Below are 20,783 nucleotides of genomic sequence, written 5' to 3' on the forward strand. Positions count from 1 at the left end.
GCCTCCTAGTACGAGAAGGCCATCGGCCGGTCGGCGTCCGTGCTGTCGCCGCCGATCCTGGTGGGCGGATTGAGGTCGGAGTCGGAGAGCTCCTGCGGGCCGGCCTTGATGTACTTCACCAGCAGCTTGACCTCGACCACGGCGAGGATCGCGTACAGCGTGGTGAAGACGATCATCGAGGTGAGCACCTCACCCTGCGAGACGCCGGGGGACACCGCGTCGGAGGTGCGCAGCACGCCGTAGACGACCCAGGGCTGGCGGCCCATCTCGGTGAATATCCAGCCCCACGAGTTGGCGATCAGCGGGAAGCCGAGGGTGACGAAGGCGAGCGACCAGTACGCCTTGGTCAGCCGGGCGCCGAGCACCTTGTTCTTGGTGAGCGCGAGACGGGGTGGTTCCTCGTCCCCCGTCCGCAGCCCCGGCGAGAGCCAGAACTTCTTCCGGGTGAGCCAGAGTCCGGCGAGCCCGATGGCGAACGACGACATCCCGAAGCCGATCATCCAGCGGAAGCCCCAGTAGGCGACCGGGATGTTGGGCCGGTAGTCACCGGGCCCGAACTTCTGCTGCTCGGACTTGTTGACGTCGTTGATGCCGGGGACCGGCGAGGTGAAGTCGCTGTGCGCGAGGAAGGAGAGCAGACCGGGGATCTCGATGGCCACGTCGTTGTGGCCCTTTTCGACATCGCCGTAGGCGAAGACCGAGAACGGCGCCGGCTCCTCCTTGTCCCACAGCGCCTCGGCGGCGGCCATCTTCATCGGCTGCTGCTGGAACATGACCTTGCCGAGCGAGTCACCGCTGATCGCGGTCAGCACGCCGGCGATCACGAGGGTGACCAGCCCCAGCCGCAGCGAGGTGCGCATGACCTTGATGTGCTTCTTGCGCATCAGATGGAAGGCCGCGATGCCGACCATGAAGGCGCCGCCGGTCAGGAAGGCCGCGGTCAGCGTGTGGAAGGCCACGACCAGGGTGGTGTCCTGGGTCAGCACCTTCCAGAAGTCGGTCAGCTCGGCGCGTCCGGTGGCGGCGTTGTACTTGTAGCCGACCGGGTGCTGCATCCAGGAGTTCGCCGCCAGGATGAAGTACGCCGACAGGATCGTGCCGATCGAGACCATCCACATGCAGAAGCAGTGGATCTTCTTGGGCAGCTTGTCCCAGCCGAAGATCCACAGACCGATGAAGGTGGACTCGAAGAAGAAAGCGATCAGCGCCTCGAAGGCCAGCGGGGCACCGAAGACGTCACCGACGAACCGCGAGTAGTCGGACCAGTTCATCCCGAACTGGAACTCCTGGACGATGCCGGTGACGACGCCCATCGCGATGTTGATCAGAAACAGCTTGCCCCAGAACTTGGTGGCCTTGAGGTACTTCTGCTTCCCCGTGCGCACCCATGCGGTCTCGAGTCCGGCCACCAGGGCGGCGAGGGAGATCGTCAAGGGGACGAACAAGAAGTGGTAGACGGTCGTGATGCCGAATTGCCATCGCGCCAGTGTCTCTGGCGCCAACGCCAGCTCCACGTCGCTTCCTCCTTACGTCACCGTTGCACTGCGCCGATGCCCCTTTTGCGCCACATAAAGCGGTGCATACCAGGGCGCGCTTGTGAACGCGTTCACATTCACAAATGATTATCCCCCACCGCCTTTCCGCCATTCCTCTGGGGGGTGCGTGACCGCGGTCACGCTCGAATCCATGGTGCGCGCGCGCAAAAAAGCCGAGGCCGCGGGTCAGGGGACCCACGGCCTCGGCGGCGGTCGTACGACGGCCTACAGCGCCTTGCGGAACTCCTCCGCGGCCTGCAGGAACAGGTCCATCGCCGGGCTCTCGCCGATCGTCACCCGCACGCCCTCGCCGGGGAACGGCCGGACCACCACGCCGGCCCGCTCACAGGCCGCCGCGAAGTCGACGGTCCGGTCGCCCAGCCGCAGCCAGACGAAATTGGCCTGCGTCTCGGGGACCGTCCAGCCCTGCCCGAGCAGCCCCTCCACGACCCGCGACCGTTCGGCCACCAGCGCGTCGACCCGCTCCAGCAGCGCCGCCTCGCTGCGCAGCGAGGCCACCGCCGCCTCCTGCGCGAGCTGGCTCACACCGAACGGCACCGCCGTCTTGCGCAGCGCGGCGGCCACCGGCTCGTGCGCCACCGCGAAGCCGACCCGCAGCCCGGCCAGGCCGTACGCCTTGGAGAAGGTGCGCAGCACACACACATTGGGGCGGTCCCGGTAGAGGTCGAGGCCATCCGGCACCTCGGCATCGCGCACGAATTCGCAGTAGGCCTCGTCCAGCACCACCAGCACCTCGCTCGGCACCCGGTCCAGGAAGGACTCCAGCTCCGCGCGGCGCACGACGGTGCCGGTGGGGTTGTTGGGGTTGCAGACAAAGATCAGCCGGGTCCGCTCGGTGATCGCCGCAAGCATGGCCTCCAGGTCGTGCACCTCATCGGAGTCCAGCGGGACCTGCACCGGAGTGGCGCCGGAGACCTGAGTGACGATCGGGTACGCCTCGAATGACCGCCAGGCGTAGATCACTTCATCGCCGGGCCCGGCAGTCGACTGGATCAGCTGCTGGGCCACGCCGACCGAACCGGTGCCGGTCGCCAGGTGCTCCACCGGCACGGAGAAGCGCTCGGAGAGCTCCGCCATCAGGCCCGTGCAGGCCATGTCCGGGTAGCGGTTGAAGGACCCGGCGGCGGTCACCGCGCGCTCCAGGACGCCGGGGAGCGGCGGATAGGGGTTCTCATTGGAGGACAGCTTGTAAGTGACGGGGCCACCGGCCGCCGCCGGCCGGCCCGGCTTGTAGGTGGGGATGCCGTCCAGCGCCGTACGCAGCTTCGGGGTCTTCTCGCTCACCGCAGGTCCTCCTCGACCGTCCCGCTCGACTCCAATACTGCACACCTTATGAGGATTAGCCCGTTCGGCGGCAGCCCCGGCCCGCCGCCGGACCGTCTCGCGCACCCCGGCACCCTCGCCTGGACGACCCCGCGCAACCTCACCGAAGGGCGCTGCCCGGTCCGGTGCGCGCCGGTGGCTCGCGCCGTGGCGCGCATCCCCCGTCAAGGTGACTTGCGGCCACTTCGGGACCGGAACCGACGGGCAGGTAAAGCTGTCGAATCTCCCCCGGAATCATCCCTCCCCTCCCTAACTACCTGGGAATCAAGGTGACTTGGCGGCTACTCGCCATGCAGAAACGTGCCTTGCCGAAGCCGTCACCCAAGCCCCGTGAAGGGGTCTCACGAGCCCTACTATCGGCTCGCCATGACAGCAGCAGGGAAGCACCAGGTGAGCCGGTCAACCGGTCGCCGGCTGGGGCGGGCGGGCATCCGGGACGTGGCCGCCGCAGCCGGTGTGTCGATCACGACTGTCTCCGACGCGCTCAACGGCAAGGGCCGGCTTCCGGATGCCACCCGTAGCCATGTCCGTGAGGTGGCCGACCGGCTGGGCTACCGCCCGTCCGCAGCCGCCCGCACCCTCCGTACCGGCAAGTCGGGCCTCCTCGGCCTGACCGTGACCACGTACGGGGATGAACCTTTCACCTTCACCGAATTCGCCTACTTCGCCGAGATGGCCAGAGCCGCCACCTCCGCGGCCCTGGCCCGCGGCTATGCGCTGGTCATCCTCCCCGCGACCTCCCGCCACGACGTGTGGTCCAACGTCGCCCTGGACGGCACCGTCGTCATCGATCCCGCCGACGGCGATCCCGTCGTCACCGAGCTCGTCCGGCACGGCATCCCCGTCGTCTCCGACGGCCGGCCCGGCGGTGCCCTGCCGGTCACCGGCTGGGTCGACAACGATCACGAGGCGGCCGTCCTCGGCTTGCTCGACCATCTCGCCGACGCCGGCGCCCGCCGTATCGGGCTGCTCACGGGCAACACCACCGACACCTACACACGACTGTCGACCACCGCCTATCTGCACTGGTGCGAGCGGGTCGGCCAGGACCCGGTGTACGAGTCCTACCCGGCGCACGACCCGTGCGCGGGGGCGGTCGCCGCCGACCGGCTGCTGGCCCGCCCGGACCGCCCGGACGCGGTCTACGGGCTCTTCGACCCCAACGGCACGGATCTGCTCGCCGCCGCCCGCCGCTACGGGCTGCGGGTACCGGAGGACCTGCTGCTGGTGTGCTGCAGCGAGTCCACCCTCTACGCCGCCACCGAGCCGCCCGTCACCACGCTGTCCCTCAAGCCGCGCCGCATCGGCACCGCCGTCGTCCAGATCCTCATCGACGCCATCGAGGGGCTCGACACCGGCCGGCCCATCGAACAGGTCATACCGACCGACCTGATCGTCCGGGCCTCGTCCCAGCGGCGCTCGCCCAGAACGACCGTCAGTCCACCACGGGGACCCACCGGCGACTGATCTTGCTCGCACATACGGAGGACCGAACGCTCACTTCAGCACGGAAAAAACCGGGTGATCCCGGGAAAAATCATCCGCGAATGCCGGGCTCCGGCGGATTGACCACCCCCGGGTGCGTCACAACCCGCTACCGGCATTCCTATGATGGGCGCACGACACCGCGGACCGCCGTCGACCAGGCAAAGGTCCGAGAGGTGCACGGCGGCGCGACGGTGGAGGGGTCGATGACTCAGGGGGCCAGTCAGGGACCCATGGTGTGGACCATGGCGGGAGCAGCTCCGGCGTCCGTACCGCCGCCCGGAGTGCCCTCCGGCATGACCGCCGGGTCCCCCGTGCCGCCTGCCGGCCCCTCGCTCCCGCTGCCCGCCGGCGCCCCGGCCGCACCGCCTGCCGCGCCCCCCGTGGTGCCGCCCGCCGCCCCGCCGGCCGACCTGCCCGAGGAGTACACGCCGACCGCGCGTGACCTGCCGGTCATCGAGCCCGGCCGTACGGACACCCTGATCGACCGGCCGGCGGTCATCCCGGAGCCGGCCCCGGACCCCGACGCGCCCGACGGCATGGGCCCGTTGTACGTCGTCGGCGATGTGCACGGCTACTACGACGAGCTACGCGAGGCGCTGGCCGCCGAGGGCCTGATCGACGCCGACGGCAGCTGGGCGGCCGGCAACGCCCGGCTCTGGTTCCTCGGCGACTTCACCGACCGCGGTCCGGACGGCATCGGCGTCATCGACCTCGTCATGCAGCTCTCCGCCGAGGCCGCGGCCGCCGGCGGCTACTGCAAGGCGCTGATGGGCAACCACGAACTGCTGCTGCTGGGCGCCAAGCGGTTCGGCGACACCCCCGTACAGTCAGGCGCCGGCACCGCCTCCTTCCAGGCCGCCTGGCTCCTCAACGGCGGCCAGAAGACCGATATGGACCGCCTGGAGGACCACCACCTCCAGTGGATGGCCCGGCTGGATGCCGTGATGGAGGAGGACGGGCATCTGCTCGTGCACTCCGACACCACCGCCTACCTCGATTACGGCGACTCCATCGAGGCCGTCAACGACACCGTGCACGACGTGCTGACGCGCAGCGAAGCGGACGAAGTCTGGGATCTGTTCCGGAAGTTCACCAAGCGCTTCGCCTTCCGTGACGAGTCCGGCTCCGAGGCCGTGCGGGAACTCCTCGACGCCTACGGCGGCGACCGCGTCGTCCACGGCCACAGCCCGATCCCGTATCTGCTGGGCGAGGTCGGCGCGGAGGACGGCGAGAGCGAGAGCGTCGCGGTCGACGGTCCGCATGTCTACGCCGATGGTCTGGCCATCGCCATGGACGGCGGTATCACGATGGCCGGGAAGCTCCTGGTCGTTCAACTTCCTTTGGCCGGCTGAGCGTTATCGGTTCGGCCGGACATGTGCCGGGGGGCCGGAGGCCGGGAGGGAACCGGGTGACGCCACGGACACAAACCGGTCGTGGCATTACTCAAATTCCGCAAACTCTCTGTCACGCCGCGCCGGTGTCGCTCTACCATCGGACTATCCGTAGCAGGCTCTCCTCCGTTTCTGCCCACAACCCGGCCCACGCCGGCCGTACGGCCCTACGGAGCATCGGGGGATCCATATGAACAGCGCTCCGCACCTGCTGAACGAGGACCGCGCGGAATTCGCGCGCATCCTCGATGAGGCGCTGCGTACCGCCGAATACCGCCCGGACGACCTCACCAGTGGCACGGGACAGCAGCTCAGCAGCGAGCAGTTGCGCGCGATGGCGCTCAGCGCCACCACCGCCATCGCCGCCTGCGCCACGGCCGAATATCAGCGTTACGTGCAGCTGCGCGCCGAGGTGCGCGCGCCGGCGCATGCACCGTCCGCGGCCGGTGCGGACGGCGAGGAGCCGGCCGGGGCCGCCGACGAGGGTGCAGGACCGGCCACCCTCGACGAGGCGGAGGCCACCGGCGCCGGGCTGACCGCCATGATCGCCGTGCTCGCCCCCGTCCTCGCCGGCATCGCCGCCGTCCTCTTCCTCCTCATCGGCTATGTGCTGAGCGCCATCAGCCCCGACAAGTCCCTGGCCCGGCCGCTGATCAACGTCGGCTGGATCTTCGCGGCGCTGACCGCCGCGGGCACCCTCGTCGCGATGGGCGGTCTGCTCCTCACGGCGCTGCGCAACGGTTCGTCCGCCCAGGCCCCCAGAGCCGATGACCTGGGCGAGGCCCTGCATCTGGCTCACGAGGCCTGGCGCGGCGCCCTCTTGGAGCGCGGCCTGCTGCCGTTTCTCCGTGAGGCCCTCGCCGACCCCGCTGCCCGGCCGGACGACGACCCCGGCCGCTACGTCCCGCGACGCACCACCTCACCCGAGAGCCGCATCCCGACCCTCGGCTACACCCGCCCCGAGTTCTCCAGCCCCGACAACGGTTCCTCCGGCTCCCGTCCGCGCTACTCCAGCCCGGACTTCACCAGCCCGGATTACGGCGGGCCGGATCACCCGCCGGAGTAGGGCGCGCGTACGGACCGCACGAGGACGAAGCGCTGTCTTGGTGGGAAGCAAGGACCTTCCCACCAAGACAGCGCGCGGGACGGGCCCCGGTCAGTCGGCCAGCGGCAGGTACACCCGGTTCCCCGCGGCGGCGAACTCCTTGGACTTCTCCAGCATCCCCGCCTCGACCTCCTCGGGCGTCGCGTCCGGCTCCCCGCCGAACTGCTCGGTGATGCTTCGGCTGATCTTCATCGAGCAGAACTTCGGCCCGCACATCGAGCAGAAGTGCGCCGTCTTCGCCGGCTCGGCGGGCAGTGTCGCGTCATGGAAGGCGCGGGCCGTGTCCGGGTCGAGGGCCAGGTTGAACTGGTCCTCCCAGCGGAACTCGAAGCGGGCGTCGGAGAGTGCGTCATCCCATTCCTGGGCGCCCGCGTGCCCCTTGGCCACGTCCGCCGCGTGGGCCGCGATCTTGTACGTGATCACGCCGGTCTTGACGTCGTCACGGTCCGGCAGGCCCAGGTGCTCCTTGGGCGTGACGTAACAGAGCATCGCGGTGCCCCACCAGGCGATCATCGCCGCGCCGATACCGGAGGTGATGTGGTCGTAGGCGGGCGCGATGTCGGTGGTCAGCGGGCCGAGCGTGTAGAACGGGGCCTCTTCGCAGATCTCCTGCTGGAGGTCGATGTTCTCCTTGATCTTGTGCATCGGGACGTGCCCCGGGCCCTCGATCATCGTCTGCACGCCGTGCCGCTTGGCGACGGTGTTGAGCTCGCCGAGCGTCCGCAGCTCGGCGAACTGCGCCTCGTCGTTGGCGTCCGCGATGGAGCCGGGGCGCAGGCCGTCACCGAGCGAGTAGGTGACGTCGTAGGAGGCGAGGATCTCGCAGAGCTCCTCGAAGTGCGTGTAGAGGAACGACTCCTTGTGGTGCGCCAGGCACCAGGCCGCCATGATCGAGCCGCCGCGGGAGACGATGCCGGTCTTGCGGCGGGCGGTGAGCGGGACGTAACGGAGCAGCACGCCGGCGTGCACCGTCATGTAGTCGACGCCCTGTTCGGCCTGCTCGATGACGGTGTCCTTGTAGATCTCCCAGGTCAGCTCCTCGGCCTTGCCGTCGACCTTCTCCAGCGCCTGGTAGAGGGGGACGGTGCCGATGGGGACGGGGGAGTTGCGCAGCACCCACTCGCGGGTGGTGTGGATGTTGCGGCCGGTGGACAGGTCCATGACCGTGTCGGCGCCCCAGCGGGTCGCCCAGGTCATCTTCTCCACCTCCTCCTCGATGGAGGAAGTGACCGCCGAATTGCCGATGTTGGCGTTCACCTTGACCAGGAAGTTCTTGCCGATGATCATCGGCTCGATCTCCGGGTGGTTGATGTTCGACGGCAGCACCGCGCGCCCGGCCGCGATCTCGTCGCGCACGAACTCGGGGGTGACCTTCTCGCGGACGGCGACGTACTCCATCTCCGCGGTGATCTCGCCGCGCCGCGCATAGGCGAGCTGGGTGACCGCGGCGCCGTCACGGCCACGGCGCGGCTGGCGGGGGCGGCCGGGGAAGACCGCGTCGAGGTTCTTGAGGCCGCCGCGCGGCGAGGTGTGCTTGAGGCCGTCGTCCTCCGGCCGCAGGGGGCGGCCCGTGTACTCCTCGGTGTCGCCGCGGCCGATGATCCAGTTCTCCCGCAGCGGTGCCAGGCCGCGGCGGACGTCGGTTTCGATATGCGGATCGGTGTACGGCCCTGACGTGTCGTAGAGCGTCACGTCCTTGCCGTTGGTGAGGTGCACCCGCCGGACCGGAACCCGAAGGTCCGGGCGCGATCCGGAGACATAGCCCTTGTGCCAGCCGATCTGCGGCTCGTTGCCGTCGCCGGCACCGTTTTCGGGCGTGCGTGCATCCTGCAGAGTCATCAGACCCAACTCCCTACGCCGGCATTACCCGGTAACAGGTTCGGCGGTCGACGCAGCGGCTTCCGTGGGTTCGGCGCCGGCGGTGTGCCGGCAGTCCCGCGGAGTCAGCGCCCTCTCAGCCCGGTGCTCCGAGCTCCCGCGATTGCAAAGGTGGCACCACGGTAGCGGCCGTTCCGCCGCGGTGAACAGGGGGCCCGGAGTTCTTGCAATGATCGGGCCGTGCCTCCTATCGAGTCCCACCACCACTCCGCCCCGCACTCCCACAGCCATGGCCACGGCCCCGCCACGCCCGTCTCGCGGCATCTGCGCAAGGTCATCGCGGCGGTGCTGATCCCCTTCGCGGCCGCGGTGGCCGTGGGTCTGCTCGTGCTCTGGCCCGGCGGTGCACCACCCCACAAGCCGTCCGGTGTCGGCTTCGACCAGCCCACCGAGCGGGCCAGAGTGACCAAAGTCGCGGACGTGAACTGCGCGGACGTCCACGCCGAGCAGCAGCCCCAGCCGCCGTCACCGGGCGGGCAGCCGCCGGCCGGGGGAGCGGCGGCCAGGGGCAAGCCCTGCCAGCAGGCGACGATCGAGGTCGCCACGGGGGAGAACGCCGGACGCACCTTCCAGACGGTGGTGACGCCGGACGCCCTGCGCCACTACACCACCGGCCAGGACGTCGTGGTGGCGTACTCCCCCAAGGCACCGAAGGAACTGCAGTACTCGGTCACCGATGTCGACCGGTCGCTCCCGATGTGGGTGCTGGCGGCGGTCTTCGCCCTCGCGGTGGTGCTCGTCGGCCGGCTGCGCGGCGTCCTCGCGCTGGTGGCCCTCGCGGCGAGCTTCATGGTCCTGACGCTGTTCATCCTCCCGGCGATCCTCCAGGGCTCCAACCCGCTGGTGGTGGCGGTGGTCGGGGGCAGCGCGATCATGCTGATCGCGCTGTATCTGTGCCACGGGCTGACGGCACGTACGTCGGTGGCCGTGCTCGGCACCCTGGCGTCACTGCTGCTGATCGGGCTGCTGGGGTCGGTGTTCATCAACTGGGCACTGCTGACCGGCAATACGGACGAGACCACCGGGCTGGTGCACGGTCTGTACCCGGACATCGAGATCCGCGGTCTGCTGCTCGCGGGGATCATCATCGGGTCGCTCGGGGTGCTCGACGATGTGACCGTGACGCAGACCGCCGCGGTCTGGGAGCTCAAGGAGGCGGACCCGTCGGCCGGCTGGCGCAAGCTGTACGGCGCCGCGATGCGGATCGGCCGGGATCACATCGCGTCCGTCGTCAACACGCTCGTGCTGGCCTACGCGGGCGCGGCCTTGCCGTTGCTTTTGCTGTTCTCGATCGCACAGAGCAGCGTCGGCACGGTCGCCACGAGCGAAGTGGTCGCGGAGGAGGTCGTCCGCACGCTGGTGGGCAGCATCGGACTGGTCGCCGCGGTACCGCTGACGACGCTGCTGGCCGCGCTGGTGGTCTCCGCGGACCGCACGGAGCGAGGAGTTCCCGCGAGCGCCGGCGGGCCGGGAGAGGGCGACGGCTCGGGAGCCGGTACGGGCACCGGGGGGCCGACTGCTGCCGGTGAGCCGGCGCTTGCCACGGTCGGGCGGCAGCGGCGGCACGGGGGGCATGGCAGGCGCCGCAAGCGGTGAGGGGTGGGGCGGGACACAGGAGCTGGGGGCGAGGGCGCTGTGCGGGACGGGCGACGGATGGGGCCGGGCGACGGGCGTGGCGCCGGGCGCGGGCAAAGCGGGGCGAGCAGGCGGGTACGCGGGATGGCCTGCGTACCCGCTGGGGTGCCCGGCATGGACGGTCGGTGCGGGACGGGACTTCCGGGGGTGCGTGGGGACGGGGTCAGCCGGCCGGTGCCTCGGTGAGGATCCGGTCCAGCACGGCCTCCAGGGTGTCGCAGACCTCTTCCTTGCCGAGCGGCACGAGCCGGTCCGTACGGTCCAGGAAGGCCACCAGCGGCGCCGCACTCACCCGGAACAGCGCACGCTCGGAGCCGACCTGAAGGCTGATGAAGACATCGCTGAGGTGCTCGGGGGAGGCCGGCTCGATGCGCACATCGCCCTCACCGGACGGCCGACTCAGTCCGTCCAGCAGCAACTCCCGGCCGAACGCCCAGGTCACAGGTGCATCGCCGGGCAGATCGAAGGTGAGGCGGACGGCGTAGGGATCGGCGCTGGCGAAGTCCAGCTCCACCGGAATCCGGAACGCAAGCTCATCCGAGACGACGAAGCTCATGATCACTTCTGCCTGAACTGTGTCGGTCATCAACCACTGCCCCGCACTTGATCGGAGATGGCCGGGAAACATCCCCCGTAGCCCTATTGGCGCCATCGTCTGCCACGTGCCAGCAGATCACAAGGAGTGAGTTTTCAGATACTGATAGAGAAGGCGAGTGTCGTTAGTGTCGCCTCCGCCATTTTTCGTAGTCGGTCCGTAACGGACCGCAATCGATGCAGTTCGTCCGCGGGCAGAGAAATCGCCAGCGCCGCGGAAGCCGCCCCGACCTGAATGGGGATGGCGGCGCACACCGTGCCAAGGGCATATTCCTGGCGCTCATAAGCGACTTGACCGCGACGCACGGTATCCAAACGGTGCAGCAAATCGTCCTCAGTTCGCACGGAAAAGGGCGTTATCGCCTGGACGGGATAGCGCGCAAGATGCTCCTTCCTTGATGCCTCGTCAAGCTGCGCGAGCAGACACTGCCCCATCGCATGGGCATGGGCGGTGCTACGGAAATCGACCCACTCCTCCACTGGCGGCCGCTCCGGATCGTCGGTGACCGCAACCACCTCAACTTCACCCTCACGGTAGACAGCGAAGTAGACGGCGGCGCCCAGTTCCTGTCCGGCCACCGCCAGCGCATCGGAGATCTGCGCCCGCTGCCGGCACCCCGCCCCGGCCCGGCCGATGGCCTCGACAGCCGCACCGAGGACGAACACGCCATGTTCGCGGTGCAGGTAGCCCTCGTGCGTCAGGGTCCGCAGCAGGTGGTAGGTCGTCGGCAGCGGCAGACCGGTCTCCCTGGCGAGCTGCTTGGCGGGCGCGCCGCCGGGATGGGTGCCCACCGCCTCCAGCAGCCGGAGCGCCCGCTGCACCGATCCGATCAAGGTGGGATGAGAGGCGGATTCGCCATTCACGATTGACAACGCCAACCCCCAGATCCGCTCGCGGTGGGGCACGGAACCCCGGTCGCGGGACCCGTGCCCGCCACCGCGCGCGTCTCCCGGGCCCGCGCGATGCCGTCCGGACCGCTCTCGCTTCACCCGGAATTTCCCGGAATGTCACCATCCGGAAGACGCCTGCGAGCCGCACTCTAACTCGGCCGATCCAGGCCGTAAGCGGAAATTCGAGGGAGTTACCCCGCCTGGTGCACGTGTGGACGTGAGCGGGCGGGATTGATTCGATATCGAAATCGATTGCACCACCCTTGGGCGATTTGAGGCGGTGCCGATCGGCCGGGCTCGGTGGCGGTGGGGTGGTGGCGGTGGGGTGGTGGGGTGGTGGCGGTGAGTTGGTGGCAGTGAGTTGGTGGCAGTGAGTTGGTGGCGGCGAGTTGAGCCCATAAGCCGGTCCGGGAGGCAGTCCGGGAGGCGGTGACCTTGAGCCGATGCCGGTGAACCCGTGTCGGTGAGTTGGTGCCGTAGGGCGGTGCCCGTGAGGCGACGCCTTTGATGCCGGTGCGCGTGAGGCACTGTCCGTGAGCTGGTGTCGGTGAGGCGGTGTCCGTGAGGCGGCGCCGGCCGGTCGCCGGTGACCGGTGGCGAGTGGTGACCCGAGCCGCTACCGAGCGGGCGGTGCCGACGACCGGCCGCGCCCCTCCCAAGGACGGCGGTGGGCCATCCCGAGGACGGCAGCGAGCCATCCCGAGGACCGGCGGCGGTTGAGCCGATGGCCGTCGAGTCGGCGGGTCGGCGGGTCGAGTCAGCCGGTTGAACCGACGGCAGTCGGCCGGCCGTGTGAGCCGCGACGTGTCAGCCGTGCGGTGCCCAACACTCGGGGCTCGGGAGCTCGGTGCCCGGGTGCCCGGGTGCGGCGCTTGCCGACCATCACCCGGCGGCCGGGCCCGCCATAACCGTCCTCGGGCGCCAGACGTACGCGAGCGCCCCGGGCGACGCACACGCACGATCACTGCACTGGTGAGCAGAGCAACGGCCCGCGCGGGCGTCCGGAGTCGGCCCTGTGAGGCCGGGGCTGCGCGCGGGCCGTTCCGCAGGACGGGCGACGGGGCGGCCGACAGCGCCAGGCCGCCCCGATCCGTCTGCCTACCAGTCGCTCTTCGACGAGGACGAGGACGAGCCGGTGAACCTGCGGACCAGGTAGATGGCCCCGGCGATCAGGGCTGCCGCGATGAGGACCTTGAACAGCAGGCCGATCAGGAACCCGAGCGCGGCAGTGATCAGACCGCCGAAGACAACGATCAGGATGACGGGCACCACGACCCAGGTGACCCACCACGGAAGCCCTGCGAATATCCCCTTACCAGCCACTGCTCTGCCCTGCTTTCTGTCTGTCGCGCTGTCGCTGTGTGCACCGCGCTATCTGTCCGCTGCGTTGTCTGCCTGCTGCGCCGTCTGTCGCACCGGAGGGCACGTTCCGTGTGCTGCGTGTCCGCCGCACACTTGCGTTTCCCTTCCCTCACGATGCTAGGACGCCGGCCGCGGCCGTGGGGGCCGCGCAGCCCCCACCCTCCCCTGACCCTTCCCCTACGGGTCCTGGGGCCCGTCCCTTAGCTCTCAGGAGGAGAGAAGACCACCATCACCCGGAGGTCCTCGCTGATGTGGTGGAACTTGTGAGGCACCCCGGCCGGGACAAAAACCACGCTGCCGCGGGCCACCGACTCCGTCTCCGTCCCGACGGTGATCGCCGCACGGCCGCTGACCACGAGATACACCTCGTCCTGGGCATGCGGCTGCTGCGGATCAGTACCGCCCGCGTCCAGTGCGTACAGCCCGACCGACATGGTGCGTTCCCGGACAAACTGCAGATATGCACCGTCGTTCGCGGCCCGCTCCGCTTCCAGCTCATCCAGTCGGAAAGCCTTCATGCCGTTCGCACCCCTCAATAGTTCAGACTCGTCTGCGACGATCTCACCATGAAGCATTTTCTGGTCAAGACGATCGCCAACGCCGCGGCGCTTGCCGTGGCCATCTGGCTGCTCAAGGACATCACGCTCACCGGTGAGAACACCGGCCGCAAAATACTCACCCTGATCCTGGTCGCGCTGATCTTCGGGCTGGTCAATTTCATCGTCAAGCCCGTGGTGAAGTTGCTCTCCTTCCCCCTGTTCATCCTCACCCTCGGCTTGATCACGCTGGTCGTGAATGCCCTGATGCTGTTGCTCACCTCCTGGCTCGCCGGAAAGGCCGACCTCGCCTTCCATGTGGGCGGGTTCTGGGCGGCACTGCTCGGCGGCGTGATCATCTCCATCGTGGCCTGGGCGATGCACGTGGTCCTTCCCGACGAGGACTGACCTTTGAAGGCCCCCTTCCGCATCTGCTTCGTCTGCACCGGCAACATCTGCCGGTCGCCGATGGCGGAGTCCGTCTTCCGCACCCACCTCGCGGAGGACGGACTCGACGGCCTGGTCGAGGTCGACAGCGCGGGCACCGGCGGCTGGCACGAGGGCGACGGAGCCGACCCGCGCACGGTCGCCGTACTGCGTGCGGGCGGCTATCCGCATGCCCACACCGCCCGGCAGTTCCACGCCTCCTGGTTCGACCACCTCGACCTGGTCATCGCACTCGACTCCAGCCATCTGCGCGAGCTGCGCGGCCTGGCCCCCACCGAGCAGGACGCCGCCAAGGTCCGCCTGCTGCGCTCGTACGAGAAGGGCGCGGCGGCGGACGCCGACCCGGGGCAGCTCCCCGGCCCCCTGTCCGACTCCGGCCTCACGGATGACCTGGACGTTCCCGATCCGTACTACGGCGGATCCGCCGGCTTCGAGGAGTGCCTGGAGATGATCGAGTCCGCGAGCGAGGGCCTGCTGGCAGCGGTCCGTACCGCGCTTGCGGCACGGACCGTGGTCACGGCCCGCACACCCGGGCACGACGGCCCGCCCGGTCTGCGGGACCCGCACCGGCCACGGAACAAGGAGCGCGCATGACGGGCGACGGCACCCGCGTCGTACGGGCCGGGCTTCCGGAGCCCGAGGCGTACGAGCCGACCCTCCCCGGGCCGGTGTTCGCGGCGCACTACCACCTCCCCGGCGATGCCGTCGGTCCGTATACGTACGGCCGCGACGCCAACCCGACCTGGACCCGTCTGGAACAGGCCATCGGTGAGCTCGAATCACCGGAGGAAACCGCCCATACCGTCGCCTTTGCCTCCGGGATGGCGGCGATCACCGCCGTCCTCTTCTCGCAACTGCGCACCGGCGACGCCGTGGTGTTCCCCAGCGACGGCTACCAGCTGCTGCCGGCCGTCCGGACCCGCCTGGAGAGCTACGGCATCGAGGTCCGTACGGCGCCGACCGCACACGACGCACAACTCGATGCCCTGGACGGCGCCGGGCTGTTGTGGATCGAGACACCTTCCAACCCCGGCCTCGATGTCTGCGACATCCAGCGGCTGTCCGACGAGGCCCACCGTCGCGGCGCGCTGGTCGCCGTCGACAACACCCTCGCCACCCCGCTCGGCCAACGACCGCTGGACCTCGGCGCGGACTTCTCGGTGGCCAGCGGCACCAAGGCGCTGACCGGCCACGGCGATGTCCTTCTGGGGTACGCCAGCACCCGTGATGCCGCGCTGGCCGATGCCGTGCGGCTGTGGCGCAAGACCGTGGGCGCGATCCCCGGCCCGATGGAGAGCTGGCTCGCGCATCGCTCGCTCGCCACTCTCGCGCTGCGCGTCCGCCAGCAGTCACAGAGCGCGCTGGCACTGGCCGCCGCGCTGACCGACCGCCCCGAGGTCACCGGCCTGCGCCACCCCGGACTGCCGTCCGACCCGTCCCACTCGCTCGCCGTCCGGCAGATGCGCCCGGGCCGCTTCGGCTCCGTGGTGTCCTTTGTGCTGCCCGACAAGGCTTACGCGGAGCGGTTCCTGGCGGCGCTGACCCTGGTGGACGACGCAACAAGTTTCGGAGGCGTGCGGTCCAGCGCCGAGCGCCGGGCTCGTTGGGGCGGTGACGCGGTGCCGGAAGGCTTCATCCGCTTCTCCGTCGGCGTCGAAGAGGCGGAGGATCTGATCGCGGATGTCGCCCGCGCACTGGACTCGGCCGTGCAGAGCTGACCCCGGCCACACCGCCACGGGTTACGCAAAGGCACGAACTCCACACGGGGGAACGGCTCGAACAACACGAGTGAGCCCGACGCCCGGTACGCCGGAAGCGACAGAAGAAGGCCGGCAGGGCATCCCCCCTCGTCGCCCTGCCGGCCTGCGGTTCCACGTGGCTCGAGCCCACGCGTTTCACGTGAAACCAAAGGTTCCACGTGAAACGACCGCTCGAACAAGGCTAGTTGACTGTGCGTCAGTGTCCAATCACGCCAGCGACACCGTCCTATCGACAAATTTATAGTTGGCCTGCGACCAGGCTTCCGAGGGGCGCGGGAGGTACGCGATGGATCTGGCTCTGCTGCGCACCTTCGTGACGGTGCACCGAGCCGGATCCTTCACCCGCGCCGCGGCGTTGCTCGGCCTGTCCCAGCCCGCGGTGACCAGCCAGATCCGGGCGCTGGAACGTCAGTTGGGCCGCCCGCTCTTCCTCCGTTATGCCCGTGGCGTCACCCCCACCACCATCGGCGACGAACTCGCGCACAAAGTGGCGCCGCATCTCGACGCGCTCACCGAGATCACCGAGGCCGGCCTGGACCGGGACTCCGTCACCCGCACCCTGCATCTCGCCGGGCCCCCGGAGTTCCTCGCCGAGCGGGCGCTCCCCGCGCTGACCCCTCTGATCGCGCAGGGTCTGTCCCTACGCACCGCCTTCGGCTCCGCGGAGGAGCTGCTGACCGGCCTGTCCTGCGGCCATCACGACCTGACGGTCACCACCGCCCGGCCCCGCGGCGGGCTGCTCACCGCCACCCCGCTGTGCGACGAGGAGCACGTACTGATCGCCGCACCGCTCTGGGCGGACCAGCTGGGAGGACCTGCGGTGCTGGAGGCCAGGGGCGTGCGGGTGCTGGATCCCGTACCGCTCGTCGAGGTCCACGAAAGCCTGCCGCTGATCGCCCGCTACTGGTCCGCGGTCTTCGACGCCAAGCCCGCCGCCTCCGCCGCCGTGATCGCTGCCGACCTCCGGGCGGTGCTGTCCTGCGTGGCGGCCGGCGTGGGGATCGCCGTGCTTCCCCGCTATCTGTGCGCCGACGCACTGGACCGCGGTGAGGTCGTCGCCCTGCTCGACCCGCCGGTACCTCCGCTACGGACCTATTTCCTGGCGGTACGGACCGGGACGCTCGGTCTGCCGCATATCGCGCGGGCGCATGAGTGGCTGCTGCGGGCCGCCGTCGCCTGGTGAACGAGAGGCCTGGGTTTCACCGGGCCTCGACTGCGGCATCTGTCCCCTATGAACGTACGGCCAGTCGTCAAACGCACCGCCCGCGCGATTCTGCTCGACGGCGCGGACCTCGTTCTGATCAAACGCACCAAGCCGGGCCGGGCACCGTATTGGATCACTCCGGGCGGCGGAGTCGAGCCCGAGGACGCCACCGTCGTCGACGCCCTCCACCGGGAACTGGACGAAGAGCTGGGCGCGAAGATCAAGGACGTGGTGCCGGTCTTCGTCGACACCGTCGAGCACTTCAGCGACGGCGGGGTGGACGGCGTGAAAGTACAGCACTTCTTCGTCTGCCGGCTCGACACCATGGATCTCTCCCGCCGGCACGGCCCCGAGGTCGACGAGCCCTGCGGGGACTACGAGATCGTGCGGGTGCCCTTCACCCGCGTCGGCATCGCCTCCGTCGAGGTCGTACCGCTGTCACTGCGACACTACCTCGACGGCAATATCGAGGGCGTACGGGCGATGCACGCCCCCGACCTGGGCTGACAATGCCGCGATGCTGCCCGCGGCTCAGGCGTCGCGGCGGTCGAACCATCCGCGGAAGCCGGGCTCGTCCTCCACGGGCCGGCGGGGCCGGGCCCGGGCGAGCACCCGCTCGACCCGGTCGAGGAACTCTGCGTTCAGCTCCTCGACGAAATCCTCCCGGCCGGCCGCCCGGGGCCCGGCACCGGACGCCGGACCGGCCTGCGCGTCCCGGGACGTGGCCGTCACCGGGCCGCTGCCGTGCACCGGAGCCTTCTCCGCATGCGTCTCGTCCTGGTGAGCCGCTCCCTGGTGGGCCGCCTCCCGGTGGGCGGCGTCCTCGATGTCCTCGTGCAGTCCGCCCCGCAGATGTTCGTTGCCGTGCGCCGCACGCCGGAAGGGCTGCCGCTCACCCGCCTCGGCCGCCGCACCGAAGAAGTCTCCGCCCTTGCGCTTGACGTCATCGGTGCCCCAGGCTCGCGCCCCGCGGCCCTGCGCCGGGACCTTCTGCAGATGCGGGATGTGCTTGGCGCAGTGGATGTACGCCTCTTCGACCTCGACCGTGACCCACAGCTGGGCGCGCCGGCCGGGAATCGGATCGACCGGGAGATCGGAGCAGCGCGCCCGCATCTCCTCGTCCATGACGACCCGAGCACGCCCGTTGATGTGCAGCCCGATGCGGTCACGGGTGAAATCGATCATCAAGATGCCCAGGCGCGGGTTCTCCGAGATGTTGCCGATGGACGCCATGACACCGTTGCCACGGTATTCCGGGTACGCCAGCGTCCGGTCGTCCAGCACCTGGACGAACCCGGACGGACCGGCCCGGAACGTCGAATCGCACTCGCCGTGGCGATCGGCCGTGGCCAGGAAGAACATCTCCTGCCGGGCCACGAACTCCTGCATACGGACGTTGAGATGGTCCAGGACCTGGTCCCCGTAGAAGCGGTCGGCGCGCTCGGTGGTACCGAGCCTCTGCTGCACCAAGTGCTCGCCGTCGCTCCCGGGGCGTTCCTGCTGCGCCATGCCCCATCACTCCCCTGTCGGACCGAATATTCGCCCTGTGCCGCAAAGACCGCCCTGTGCCGCGAAAACCTCAGTCTCCTGCCGCGACCAGCTCTTCCACGGAGTCGTGCCGTATGCGGTCGGCCGGGACGCCGGCCCCGACCAAAGCGTCCACACCGCTGCGGATCAACCCCGGCGGCCCGGACAGGTATGCGTCATATTCCTGGAACGGACCGTATTGCCGCACTGCATCCGGAAGTTGCCCGGTTTCGCTGCTCGTTCCGCCACGGGCCGCCGGCCCGGTGGCGACGACCGGGCGGACGGAGAGCCAGGGGTGCGCCTTTTCCAAATGCAGCATGGTGTCGAGGTCGTAGAGGTCGTGGTCGCTGCGGGCGCCGTAGAAGACCTCCACGGGGCGGTGGATGCCGTGTTCCGCGACATCCTCGACCAAGGCCTTGAGGGGCGCGATACCGGTGCCGCCGCCGACGCACAGCAGACCGCTGCGTGTGGTGTGGTCGACGGTCATCGAGCCGCCGGGTGCCCCGAGCCGGATGACATCGCCGGGACGGGCGCGGTGCACCATGGCGTTGGAGACCCAGCCGGCCGGGACCGCCTTGACGTGGAACGAGAGCAGACCGTCGGAGCGGGGTGCGGAGGCAAAGGAGTAGTGCCGCCAGACCCGCGGCCACCAGGGGGTTTCCACGCTGGTGTACTGCCCCGCGAGGAACGGGTAGGGCTGGTCCGGGCGGACCGTCACCACCGCGATGTCGGGGGTGCGCAGCTCGTGCGAGACCACCTCGGCGTGCCACCACGCGGGAGCCACGGCCTCATCCGCGGACGCCGCGTCGATCATGATCTGCGAGATTGCGGTGTAGGCGCGCACCCACGCGGCCTCGGTCTCCGGCCCCCAGTTGGACGTCGCATAGCGCCCGAGCGCGGCGAGCAGGCACTCGCCGACCGCCGGGTAGTGGTCGGGCAGGGTGCCGTACTTGCGGTGACCGCGGCCGAGGTTCGCCAGGTAGGCGGTGAGCACATCGGCGTCGTCGACGTGCTGGGCGGCGGTGAGCAGCGCCTTGAAGAGCCGGTCGCGCTGGGTGTCCATCGACGCGGGGAACAGCGCCCGCAGGTCGGGGTACTGGACGAAGAGCAGCGCATAGAAGTACGAGGTGACCTTGTCGGCCACGGGCTCGATCTCCGTCATGGTGCGACGGATGAGTATCGCGTCGGGAGAGGCAGGGGTGGCCGAGGAGGCCGAGGCCCGCACCGCGCCGAGCGAGGGCTCCGGGGCGGGCGCGGCGGGACGCGCCCTGGGGGTGAAGGCAGAGGCAGCGGGGGCCTGGTGATGGACGCGCGGCTGCTGGACAGCCGGTTCCTGAGCGGGCGGCTGCTGGACGGGCCGTTGTTGAACAGCCGGCTCCTGAGCGGGCGGCTGCTGGACGGGCGGCTGCTGGGCCACCGGCTGCTGAACGGACGGTTCCGGAACCGTTGGCTCCTGGACCGGGGCGGCTCCGGTGGGGCCGTGTGCCGCGGGCGGCTGCGTGGCCTGCGCCGGTTCATGTACGGGCTCGGGCTCCGGGCCCGGGCCGGACACCCGCTCCCAGACCGGCCAGCTGCCCCGGAACGGATCAGGGTCCGGGGTGGGCGCGGGCTCCGCCTCGTGAGGCGGAGCCGTGTATGCGGAGGGGGCGTACCCGGAGGCAGCTGGCGACTGGCCCGTATGGGCGGCTGCGGCGGGGGCGTCGGTGGAGGAGGGGGCGGCATACTGACGGGCCGCCTCGGCGGGCCGCGTCTGCGCAGCCTGCGGCAGCTCCGTGTCGCACTCGCGCTCGGCCGCGGTGCCTACCGGCCGGATCGGATTGACCGGACGACTGGGTATGCCCTCCCGGTCGTTCCGGTCCGTTCTTTCCTGCCGCTCATGGCGATCTCTGTACTCGCCGCGGTCGTGGTGTGCACTCCGCTCGTCGGGTTCGGTCCGGCCGTCCTCGTTCTGGTGCCGGTCCTGGCTGTTTTGCCGCTCCTGTGGATCTCCGGAGGACTTCTTCGCCGACGGAGTGAACCAACCCCAATCGCCACTGTTCCCGCCGGAAGAGCCGTTATCGGCCGACGTGGTGGTCGGAGCGTCCAT

Annotated in this window: 18 protein-coding genes; 9 read left to right on the forward strand and 9 right to left on the reverse strand. The window is 69.7% G+C overall.

What is annotated here, in order from left to right; translation table 11 throughout:
• Positions 1–5: 5 nt before the first annotated feature.
• Together OIU81_RS17660 and hisC are read right to left on the reverse strand one after the other, a co-directional pair.
• Positions 6–1,514, reverse strand: a complete 1,509-nt coding sequence (locus tag OIU81_RS17660; protein ID WP_329148977.1) for a cytochrome ubiquinol oxidase subunit I — start codon at positions 1,512–1,514, stop codon at positions 6–8.
• Between the two features lie 246 nt (positions 1,515–1,760).
• Positions 1,761–2,840, reverse strand: a complete 1,080-nt coding sequence (gene hisC / locus OIU81_RS17665; protein ID WP_329148980.1) for a histidinol-phosphate transaminase — start codon at positions 2,838–2,840, stop codon at positions 1,761–1,763.
• A 405-nt stretch (positions 2,841–3,245) separates the two neighbouring features.
• Here hisC and OIU81_RS17670 point away from each other — a divergent pair, with 405 nt between their 5' ends.
• The 3 genes from OIU81_RS17670 (at position 3,246) to OIU81_RS17680 (ending at position 6,824) form a co-directional block, all read left to right on the forward strand.
• Complete coding sequence (locus OIU81_RS17670; protein ID WP_189096783.1) at positions 3,246–4,346, forward strand: LacI family DNA-binding transcriptional regulator; 1,101 nt, start codon at positions 3,246–3,248, stop codon at positions 4,344–4,346.
• A gap of 263 nt (positions 4,347–4,609) precedes the next feature.
• Positions 4,610–5,719 (forward strand): metallophosphoesterase, encoded by a 1,110-nt coding sequence (locus OIU81_RS17675; protein ID WP_329148983.1) that lies wholly within the window; start codon positions 4,610–4,612, stop codon positions 5,717–5,719.
• Between the two features lie 229 nt (positions 5,720–5,948).
• The gene (locus OIU81_RS17680; RefSeq protein WP_329148985.1) at positions 5,949–6,824 is read left to right on the forward strand and encodes a hypothetical protein; all 876 of its coding nucleotides are present in this window, start codon (positions 5,949–5,951) and stop codon (positions 6,822–6,824) included.
• Positions 6,825–6,914: 90 nt separating this feature from the next.
• On the opposite strand, the gene thiC is transcribed toward OIU81_RS17680, so the two are convergent.
• The gene (thiC, locus tag OIU81_RS17685; RefSeq protein ID WP_329148987.1) at positions 6,915–8,702 is read right to left on the reverse strand and encodes a phosphomethylpyrimidine synthase ThiC; all 1,788 of its coding nucleotides are present in this window, start codon (positions 8,700–8,702) and stop codon (positions 6,915–6,917) included.
• Between the two features lie 219 nt (positions 8,703–8,921).
• Between thiC and OIU81_RS17690 the strand changes: the two genes are divergently transcribed.
• Positions 8,922–10,337 (forward strand): YibE/F family protein, encoded by a 1,416-nt coding sequence (locus OIU81_RS17690; protein ID WP_329148989.1) that lies wholly within the window; start codon positions 8,922–8,924, stop codon positions 10,335–10,337.
• A gap of 202 nt (positions 10,338–10,539) precedes the next feature.
• Here the strand turns inward: OIU81_RS17690 and OIU81_RS17695 are convergent, their stop codons facing one another.
• The 4 genes from OIU81_RS17695 to OIU81_RS17710 form a co-directional block, all read right to left on the reverse strand.
• Positions 10,540–10,962 (reverse strand): SsgA family sporulation/cell division regulator, encoded by a 423-nt coding sequence (locus OIU81_RS17695; RefSeq protein WP_329148991.1) that lies wholly within the window; start codon positions 10,960–10,962, stop codon positions 10,540–10,542.
• Between the two features lie 104 nt (positions 10,963–11,066).
• Positions 11,067–11,837, reverse strand: a complete 771-nt coding sequence (locus OIU81_RS17700; protein WP_329155202.1) for an IclR family transcriptional regulator — start codon at positions 11,835–11,837, stop codon at positions 11,067–11,069.
• A gap of 1,122 nt (positions 11,838–12,959) precedes the next feature.
• Entirely contained in the window at positions 12,960–13,184 is a 225-nt protein-coding gene (locus tag OIU81_RS17705) for a DUF5326 family protein (protein ID WP_189096778.1), read from the reverse strand.
• 239 nt (positions 13,185–13,423) lie between these two features.
• Positions 13,424–13,741 carry a cupin domain-containing protein gene (locus OIU81_RS17710; protein ID WP_189096777.1) on the reverse strand — a complete coding sequence of 106 codons (318 nt, stop codon included), beginning with the start codon at positions 13,739–13,741 and terminating at the stop codon, positions 13,424–13,426.
• Between the two features lie 48 nt (positions 13,742–13,789).
• Here OIU81_RS17710 and OIU81_RS17715 point away from each other — a divergent pair, with 48 nt between their 5' ends.
• The 5 genes from OIU81_RS17715 (at position 13,790) to OIU81_RS17735 (ending at position 17,677) form a co-directional block, all read left to right on the forward strand.
• Positions 13,790–14,167, forward strand: coding sequence for a phage holin family protein (locus OIU81_RS17715; RefSeq protein ID WP_329148996.1), 378 nt, complete (start codon positions 13,790–13,792; stop codon positions 14,165–14,167).
• Between the two features lie 3 nt (positions 14,168–14,170).
• Complete coding sequence (locus OIU81_RS17720) at positions 14,171–14,800, forward strand: low molecular weight protein-tyrosine-phosphatase (protein WP_329148998.1); 630 nt, start codon at positions 14,171–14,173, stop codon at positions 14,798–14,800.
• Positions 14,797–15,924, forward strand: coding sequence for a cystathionine gamma-lyase (locus OIU81_RS17725; RefSeq protein WP_329149000.1), 1,128 nt, complete (start codon positions 14,797–14,799; stop codon positions 15,922–15,924). The genes OIU81_RS17720 and OIU81_RS17725 overlap by 4 nt, the downstream gene beginning before the upstream one ends.
• Positions 15,925–16,252: 328 nt before the next feature.
• Positions 16,253–17,149 carry a LysR family transcriptional regulator gene (locus tag OIU81_RS17730; RefSeq protein WP_329149002.1) on the forward strand — a complete coding sequence of 299 codons (897 nt, stop codon included), beginning with the start codon at positions 16,253–16,255 and terminating at the stop codon, positions 17,147–17,149.
• Positions 17,150–17,197: 48 nt separating this feature from the next.
• Positions 17,198–17,677: an NUDIX hydrolase gene (locus OIU81_RS17735; protein ID WP_329149005.1), complete on the forward strand. Its 480-nt coding sequence runs from the start codon at positions 17,198–17,200 to the stop codon at positions 17,675–17,677.
• Positions 17,678–17,701: 24 nt separating this feature from the next.
• On the opposite strand, the gene OIU81_RS17740 is transcribed toward OIU81_RS17735, so the two are convergent.
• Positions 17,702–18,679: a pyridoxamine 5'-phosphate oxidase family protein gene (locus tag OIU81_RS17740; RefSeq protein ID WP_329149006.1), complete on the reverse strand. Its 978-nt coding sequence runs from the start codon at positions 18,677–18,679 to the stop codon at positions 17,702–17,704.
• 70 nt (positions 18,680–18,749) lie between these two features.
• On the reverse strand, positions 18,750–20,783 hold the full coding sequence (locus OIU81_RS17745) for a globin domain-containing protein (RefSeq protein WP_329149008.1): 2,034 nt from the start codon (positions 20,781–20,783) through the stop codon (positions 18,750–18,752).

This window comes from Streptomyces sp. NBC_01454, assembly GCF_036227565.1.
GTDB lineage: Bacteria > Actinomycetota > Actinomycetes > Streptomycetales > Streptomycetaceae > Streptomyces.